Annotated in this window: 7 protein-coding genes and 1 pseudogene; 1 reads left to right on the top strand and 7 read right to left on the bottom strand. The window is 71.2% G+C overall.

The annotated features are described in order from the left end of the window. From ACWDX9_RS56605 to ACWDX9_RS56575, 7 genes and pseudogenes are all read right to left on the bottom strand, one after another. Positions 1-234 (bottom strand): annotated as a pseudogene (locus ACWDX9_RS56605) (RNA polymerase subunit sigma-24); the annotation flags it as partial. 169 nt (positions 235-403) lie between these two features. Continuing rightward, positions 404-1,306, bottom strand: a complete 903-nt coding sequence (locus ACWDX9_RS56600; protein ID WP_449971250.1) for an RNA polymerase sigma-70 factor — start codon at positions 1,304-1,306, stop codon at positions 404-406. A gap of 138 nt (positions 1,307-1,444) precedes the next feature. Next, positions 1,445-3,217 carry a ferritin-like domain-containing protein gene (locus tag ACWDX9_RS56595; RefSeq protein WP_449971247.1) on the bottom strand — a complete coding sequence of 591 codons (1,773 nt, stop codon included), beginning with the start codon at positions 3,215-3,217 and terminating at the stop codon, positions 1,445-1,447. 34 nt (positions 3,218-3,251) lie between these two features. Then, positions 3,252-3,482, bottom strand: a complete 231-nt coding sequence (locus ACWDX9_RS56590; protein WP_449971244.1) for a hypothetical protein — start codon at positions 3,480-3,482, stop codon at positions 3,252-3,254. After that, positions 3,479-4,270: a class I SAM-dependent methyltransferase gene (locus ACWDX9_RS56585; protein ID WP_449971241.1), complete on the bottom strand. Its 792-nt coding sequence runs from the start codon at positions 4,268-4,270 to the stop codon at positions 3,479-3,481. Before ACWDX9_RS56585 ends, ACWDX9_RS56590 begins: the two co-directional genes overlap by 4 nt. 143 nt (positions 4,271-4,413) lie before the next feature. Then, positions 4,414-5,169 carry an SDR family oxidoreductase gene (locus tag ACWDX9_RS56580; RefSeq protein ID WP_449971238.1) on the bottom strand — a complete coding sequence of 252 codons (756 nt, stop codon included), beginning with the start codon at positions 5,167-5,169 and terminating at the stop codon, positions 4,414-4,416. Positions 5,170-5,305: 136 nt separating this feature from the next. Then, positions 5,306-7,036, bottom strand: a complete 1,731-nt coding sequence (locus tag ACWDX9_RS56575) for an L-aspartate oxidase (RefSeq protein ID WP_449971235.1) — start codon at positions 7,034-7,036, stop codon at positions 5,306-5,308. 179 nt (positions 7,037-7,215) lie between these two features. On the opposite strand from ACWDX9_RS56575, the gene ACWDX9_RS56570 reads away from it, so the two are divergent. Beyond that, positions 7,216-7,412: sigma factor (locus tag ACWDX9_RS56570; RefSeq protein ID WP_449971232.1), on the top strand; the 197-nt coding region annotated here is incomplete at its 3' end.

Here is a 7,412-nt window from a genome sequence, read left to right as displayed (position 1 = left end):
GCCGGGGGCGGCGAGCAGCTCCAGGCAGATGCCTCCGGCGACCCGCGTCAGCCACGCGCGCGGCACCGCGATGCCGGCGCGTTCCTCGTCGTCGAGGGCGTACCAGCGGCGATAGGTCTCCTGGACGATCCGGTCGGCCGTGCTCTCCGAGCCGAACATCCACAAGGCGATCTCGAGCAGGTGCTGCCGCTCGTCGAGCATCTCCGCCAGCGTCCCGGCGCTCACGTCGGTCATGTCCGGCCACCCTCACGGCCAGGAGAGCAGGCCTTAATCCATGCTGTGGAGGCGCCGGCGTGGCCGCCGGGCGACGAGGTCGTCCGCACGATGTCCTCTGTTCTTTCGGAGTCGGCAGTTAAGACAGGACAGCCGCCCAAGTTGTGACACCCCACACAAGCCGAACCGTCTAACCCCCTCCTGAGCGGTCGTACGCGCCGAGTTTGGCCGGGTTGACGATCCACATGACGTGGTGGATGCCCTCCGGCGAGGCCTCGATGGTGAGCAGGGTGACCTCCGTCCGGTTGCGGGGGACGAGCACACCCGCGCGCCCGTTCACCTCGACCCAGGTCAGCTTGGCGCCCGGCCAGAACCGCGGCGCGTACGCGGCCAGGAACTTCGCCACGCGAGCGCTGCCCAGCAGGGGGAAGCGCGCCGCCCCTCGGATGCCGTTGCCGTCGGAGGAGCTGACGACGTCCTCGGCGAAGAGGCCTTCGAGGGCGGCGATGTTCCCCGTCTGGGCGGCGTCGAGGAAGACCGCCAGGAGACGCCGATGCTCCGTCTTGTCGATGGGCTCGCGCCGTGCGGCGGTCAGCCGTTTACGGGCGCGGCTCACGAGCTGGCGCGCGTTGACCGTGCTGACCTGCAGGATCTCCGCGATCTGCGGATAGGGGTAGACGAAGGCCTCACGCAGCACGTACGCGGCCCGCTCGGTGGGGGTGAGCCTCTCGAGCAGCAGCAGGAAGGCGAGTTCGAGCGCTTCACCCCGTTCGGCGCCCAGCGTCGGGTCCATGCTGGTGTCCACCGGTTCGGGGAGCCAGGGCCCGATGTAGGCCTCGCGCCGCGAACGGGCGGACTGGGCGACGTTGATGGCCAGGCGGGTGGTGATCAACGCCAGGAAGGCCGAAGGGTTCTCGACGGTCGAGCGGTCGGTGCTCTGCCAGCGCAACCAGACTTCCTGAAGGACGTCCTCGGCTTCCACCGCGCTGCCGAGCATCCGATAGGCGATGCCGAACAGCCGCGGGCGCAGCTCGACGAAGGCGGACGCGGCCCGTTCGAGTGCGTTCGCCTGTTTCAGTGATCCCACATGCATGATTCCCCCACGCCTTCAGCTCTCCCCATCGATCCGTCCCCCGGCCGGGCGAGCCCCGTTCAGCCCCGTACGTGGCGCGGTTCCAGCCGGCCGATTCGGCGAAGGCGCCGTGGACCAGGACGATGACGGGCTGCTCGCTCATGAGCGGACCTTCCCTGCGTTCAGTTCGGTGGGCCGGGGTTCCTCGCGGAAGCCGATCTCCCGGTGGGTGCCGTCGCACAACGGCTTGTTGCCGGAATGGCCGCAGCGGCACAGCGTCATCCGGTTGCGGGCCTCCAGCGGCCGGCCGTCCGACCGCACGACCGGCACCTTGCCGGTGACCCACAGCGCGCTCGCCAGCCCGTCCTCTTCCTCCAGGACCGAGATCGCCTGCGGCAGGTCCGGCTCGATCGTCTCGCCGCCGCGCTCCAGCGCGTAGCTGTAGGAGCCGGAGGGGCAGTGGTCGATGCGGGCCATGACGGTGGAGCGCACGTCGCTGTCGCCGGTGTCGGCGAGCATCGCGGCGATCGGCCTGCTGCGCCCGATGCAGAAGGCGGCATGGACGCACAGCTCCCCCACCCGCTGGGCCGAGATGCCCACCCCGTCGTGCACGTGCTGCAACTCCTTGTACGGCCGCATGACCGCGCTCTCCGTGCCGTCGAACCCGATCACGGCGTGGGTCCCGTCGCAGAACGGCTTCGACGAGGAGTGGCCGCAGCGGCACAGCGCGTAGGTGTCCTCGGTCTCCAGGGGCTCGCCGGTCTTCCAGGTCAGCGCGTCGTCGTTCTCGGCAGAGACGATCTTGCGTTTGCGTCTGAGGGGGACGCCGCCGTACACGACGTACGGGCCGTCGCGCAGCACGACGATCCGCTGCCGGTCGCCGACGCTCCACCGGCGCAGCTCGGGCGGCACGTACTCGAAGGTCGGGCCGGCCGTGGTGCCGTCTCCGTCGGGCATTCCCATCAGGGCCCGGGCCTGGGCCTTGAGCGCGTACATGGTGCCGGTGGCGGCCCCGAGCAGCTTCGGGCTGCCGTTGAACGCCCGTTCAAGCAGGTGCAGGACCGCGCAGTAGGTGTGGTTGAACTCTTCCTGCGCGATCCTGATCGCGCTGCCCGGCTCGTGGTCGGACAGCCGCGGATTGTGGCGCATCGGACGTACGCCGGTCGGGTCCACCGAGATCGTCTCGCCGGTGGGCCCGGACTGGGGGGTGTCGCCCCGCTGGTAGCGGCGGCCGAGCTTGAGCTCCTGGAAGCGGTAGTAGTGTGCGACTTCTTGGCGTTCGGGATGGAAGACGTCCTGGTCGCCGTCCCAGACGCCGCCGCGGGCGGTGCCCTCGCCCTGCTCGACGATCTCCTCCAGCGCCGCCAGCGCCGAGACGAGATCACCGACCTCGACCAGGTGCCCGGCGGTGTGGCGGAAGTGGTCGGCGCTCACCTGGCGGGCCGGGTCGCCGCTGAAGACCGCTCGTTCGCCGAGCCGTTCGCACAGGTGACGCAGGCCCTCTTCGATGGCGGCGTAGAACTGGCCGATCGTCTCGTAGCCGTCGGCCTCGGCCGGGGCGCCGGGCGGTGCCGGCTGTTCGATCCGCAGGAACATCTCGAGGGCTTGCGGCCCGAAGGGCACCAGGGACAGCTCCAGCGAGCCGTGGGGCAGCGGCCGGGGGTGCGGCGGCAGCATCCCCGGCGTGTCCAGTCGCGGCCGGCCGCCGACGGCGTTGAGCAGGTTGGCGGCCAGCGCCAGGTGCAGCATCTCCTCGACGAAGACGCTGCCCACGACCTCGACGGCTTCGGGGTTGCGCTCCGGGTCGAGCGAGTACAGCGCGCACAGGTACGGCGGCAGGGTCGCGTGTTCCAGCTCGATCGCCCACTGCAGGTGCTCGCGGAGGCTTTCGAGGGTGTCGATCCGGGTTCGCTGTGGTTCCAGGTGTTTCATCGGTGTCCTGACTCGGTTGCCGGAAGAAGGCGTGTCATGCGACGTGATCGCCGGGCCGGGAGCCGTCCTCCAGCGCCTCGACCGCGTCGAGCAGGCCCCGCAGGCCGATCTCCTCGCGCTCGGCGTCCGTCGGGTCGAAAAGCCACTCGGTGACCGGCAGTTCGGCGACCTCCTCCGGATGGCTCGACTCGACCAGGGTCACCTCGGCCTCGACCTCGATCTGGAGCTCGTACAGGACGTCGTCCTCGCCGCTGGGAACGCTCATCTTTCCTCCATGCGTGGCTTGAGTGGATGTCCGGCGGACCGGCTGACCGCGTGGATCAGCCGTACAGCGACCTGGCCGGAGGCGAACAGGCGGGTGAAGCGCTCACCCTGGTGAGCCGCCAGCGCGTACGCGGGCTCGGCCCGATGGCAGGTCGCGATCACCGCGGCGACCTGCTCGGCGCGGCGCGACCAGGACCGCGGCGCTCCGCCGGGCTGGTCGATCTGCTCGACGATCTCGAACCCCGCGCCGGCGAGCAGTTCGAGAAGCTCCCCCTGGGTGGGGAAGTGGTTGCCGTCCGGCACCGGAAGGAGCTGCGGGCCCCGGGCGACGACCACCAACAGCCCCAGTGAGGCGCCGGGCTTCAGCACCCGGTGGATCTCGCCGAGCACCGCGGCCTTGGCCTGTACGGTGCACAGCACCCCCAGGCACCAGGCGGCGTCGGCCGACCCCGTACGGAGCGGAATCCGTCGCCCGTCCCCCGCGACGACCGGCAACCCGAACAGCCGGGCGGCGGCCCGGCGCGCGGCCGGCATCGGCTCCAGCAGGATCGGCCGGACCCCGAACCGCTCCGCGGCCCAGGCCGCGGGTCCGCCGGCGCCCGCGCCCACGTCCAGCAGCGTGATGCCGGCCGACAGCTCGCACGCCTCGGCCAGCCAGGCCAGTGCCGCGGGACTCGCGCTGCCGCGGCAGGCGGCCGGGATGGCGTGCCGCTCCCCCAGCTGCTCGACGGCGTCGGCGGTCCAGCCGGCTACATCATCGAACTCGGCGACCATCGCCGATGCGGTCACTGCGTAACTCCTGTCCCGGGGCGGGCGCGTGCGTCGCCCGCCGGCCGTCCGGTCGCCGTCATGGCAGTCGTCGGCGCTCGGGCATGACGGCCGGGCCCGTTGGTCGCCGCGTCGCCGCCGCACCGGGAACAACCTCTCCCGCACTACTTGCCGGCGGCGTTCCGGCCGGCCCAGTCGCGGTAGTGGATGGTGCCGAGGATCGCGTCCTCGCCCGGCACCAGCGTCCGCTCGCCCGGCACGCTGCCGTAGTAGCGGGCCTGCGGGTCGGCGACCACCGTGCGCGCATCACCCCACGCGGCCAGGGCGTCGCGGAAGAACTCGTCCATCCGGACGTTGTCGGGGCCGCCCACCTCGACCCGGCCGTTCAACGGCTGCCCCACCGCGACCCGGCCGACCGCCTGCGCGACCTCCTCGCCCGCGATGGGCTGGAACCGCACCGGCGCGATCCGCACCGTGTCGCCGTCCGCGGCCTCCTCCGCGATGGCCCGTACGAACTCGAAGAACTGCGTCGCGTGCACGATCGAGAACGGGATCCCCGACTTCTCGATCAGCTGCTCCTGAGCGATCTTCGCCGCGAAATAGCCGTTCTCGGGCATCCGCTCCGTGCCCACCACCGACAGCGCGACATGATGACCGACCCCGGCCGCCGCCTCCGCGGCCAGCAGGTTGCCCGTGGAGGTCTCGAAGAACTCCATCACCGCCGCGGGCTCGAACGACGGCGAGTTCGACACGTCGACCACCACCTGCGCGCCCGCCAGCACCTCCGCCAGCCCCTCACCGGTCAGCGTGTCGACACCGGTGCTCGGCGCCGCCGCCACCGCCTCGTGACCGTGCTCCCCCAGCATGGCCACCACCTTCGACCCGATCAGGCCCGTCCCGCCGACCACGACGACCTTCATTGATGCCCCTCTCTGCCTGCCGGGGCACCCACGTGCCGGCCGGTCGTCAGCTAAGACAGGGCAGCCTTGAGGCTTGTGACAGCAGCCGTGAAATCTTTTCCTCTTTTCTGGATGAAGACCTCGTCAAGGCCGGCTGCTATTCGACGAGTTTTCCGGCGGTTGAGACCTCGCGCATGAGCGCCGCGATCTCGGCGGGAACGGGCGGGATGGCCTCCCTGGCCACCGATCCGGGGCCGGACCACACCAGGTTGACCTGCAGCGCGGGGTCGAGCTCGGGGTAGTCGGAGCGGTTGTGGCAGCCGCGGGTCTCGCGACGCTCAAGGGCGGTCTCGATCGTCGCGCGGGCGGCCAGCGCCGCGGACTTCAGGTCGAAGGCGTGGGCCAGGTCCTGGAAGCCGGCCAGGTCCGGATGCACGCCGACGTCGGCGATGCGCGCCTCCGCCGCGGCCAGTTCGGCCAGGCCCTTGCGCAGGCCGCCCTCGTCGCGCACCACGCCGGCGTGCTCCGTCATGATGTCGCGCAGGGCCCGCTGCAGCGCGCGGACGTTCTCGGGGCCGTCCGCGGCCAGGAGGTCGTCCACCTCGGCCCGTGCCGCGTCGAGCGCCTCGGCCGAGCGGCGCTGGGCGTCGAGGCCCGCGGAGTACTCGGCCGCCGCCTGCCCGACGATGCGGCCGAAGACGAGGAGCTCGATGAGCGAGTTGCCGCCCAGGCGGTTGGCGCCGTGCAGGCCGCTGGCCGCCTCCCCGATCGCGTACAGGCCGTCGACCCCGGTGCCGTGGTCCTCGGGCCGCACCCAGACGCCGCCCATCGAGTAGTGCGCGGTCGGCGCGATCTCGATCGGGTCCTGGGTGATGTCGAGCATCTGCAGTTCCAGGAGCGTCTGGTAGACGCGCGGCAACCGCGTCATGATCGTCTTGCGCGGCAGCTGCGACACATCCAGCCAGACGCCGCCGTTCGGGGTCCCGCGGCCTTCTTTGATCTCCGTGTACGCGGCCAGCGCGATGCGGTCACGCGTGGACAGCTCCATCCGCTCCGGGTCGTACCTGGACATGAACCGCTCGCCGAGCTGGTTGCGCAGGATTCCGCCCTCGCCCCGGGCGGCTTCGGAGACGAGGGTGCCGGCCGCGTTCTCGGGCGCGATGAGACCGGAGGGGTGGAACTGCACCAGCTCGGCGTCGCGGATGCGGCAGCCGGCCAGAACGGCGAGGCGGAAGGCGTCGCCGGTGTTCTCGTCCCGGCGCGAGGAGGTACGCCGCCAGATCCGGGTGTGGCCCCCGGCGGCCAGGATCACCGCGTCGGCATGGATGACATAACGGCTGCCATCGGTCAGATCGAACCCGTACGCGCCGAAGACCGCGTTGTCGCGGACGAGAAGGCGCGTGATGTACACGGTGTCGAGGATCGGGACATCGAGCTGCGCCGCGCGGTTGATCAGGGTGCGCTGGATCTCCAGCCCGGTGTAGTCGCCGGCGTAGGCGGTGCGCCGGTAGGTGTGGGCGCCGAAGAAGCGCTGCGAGATGCGCCCGTCCTGTTCTCGGGCGAACGGCATGCCCCAGCGTTCGAGGTCCTCGATACCCCGGGCCGCCCCCTCGGTGACGATCCGCACCGTCTGCGGATGGGCGAGGAGATAGCTCTCCTTGAGGGTGTCGGCCGCGTGCTGCTGCCAGCTGTCCTCGGGGTCCATCGTGGCCAGCGCCGCGTTGATGCCGCCTGCCGCGAGGGAGGTGTGCGCGTCGGCCTTCGGCCGTTTGCCCACCGCGAGGACGCCGTTCCCGCGCTCGGCGAGCTCGATGGCGGCCCGCAGCCCGGCTCCTCCCGTGCCGATGACCAGGACGGACGTGGCGATCCGGTGCTCTGGCGAGTGCATGGTGCTCCTTTGGCAGCGTCTATGGAAAGCCGTTACGGGAGCAAGACCGGGTAGTGCCGCGATTTGTGACAGGAAGAATCTTCCTGGCCTGTACCCGGCCACCGGCCTGTCCCCGCTGTCCGGGGGGTAGCAGTCGAGGAATCGCACTTCCGGCGAGGGGGACGCGGGAGCGGGGGGCGATGGCGGTGGCCGATCTGGAGCAGGCGGCGGCGGTGTTCGCCGGTGTGCGACCACGCCTGTTCGGGATCGCGTACCGGATGCTGGCCAGCGTCACCGAAGCCGAAGACCTCGTCCAGGACGTCTGGCTGCGCTGGCAGGCCTACGACCGCACCACCGTCGACAACCCCGCCGCGTTCCTGGCCACCACGACCACCCG

This window comes from Nonomuraea sp. NPDC003201 (genome assembly GCF_053590415.1).
Note: the sequence above shows the minus strand (reverse complement) of the source record. Positions and strands in the feature narration are given on the sequence as shown.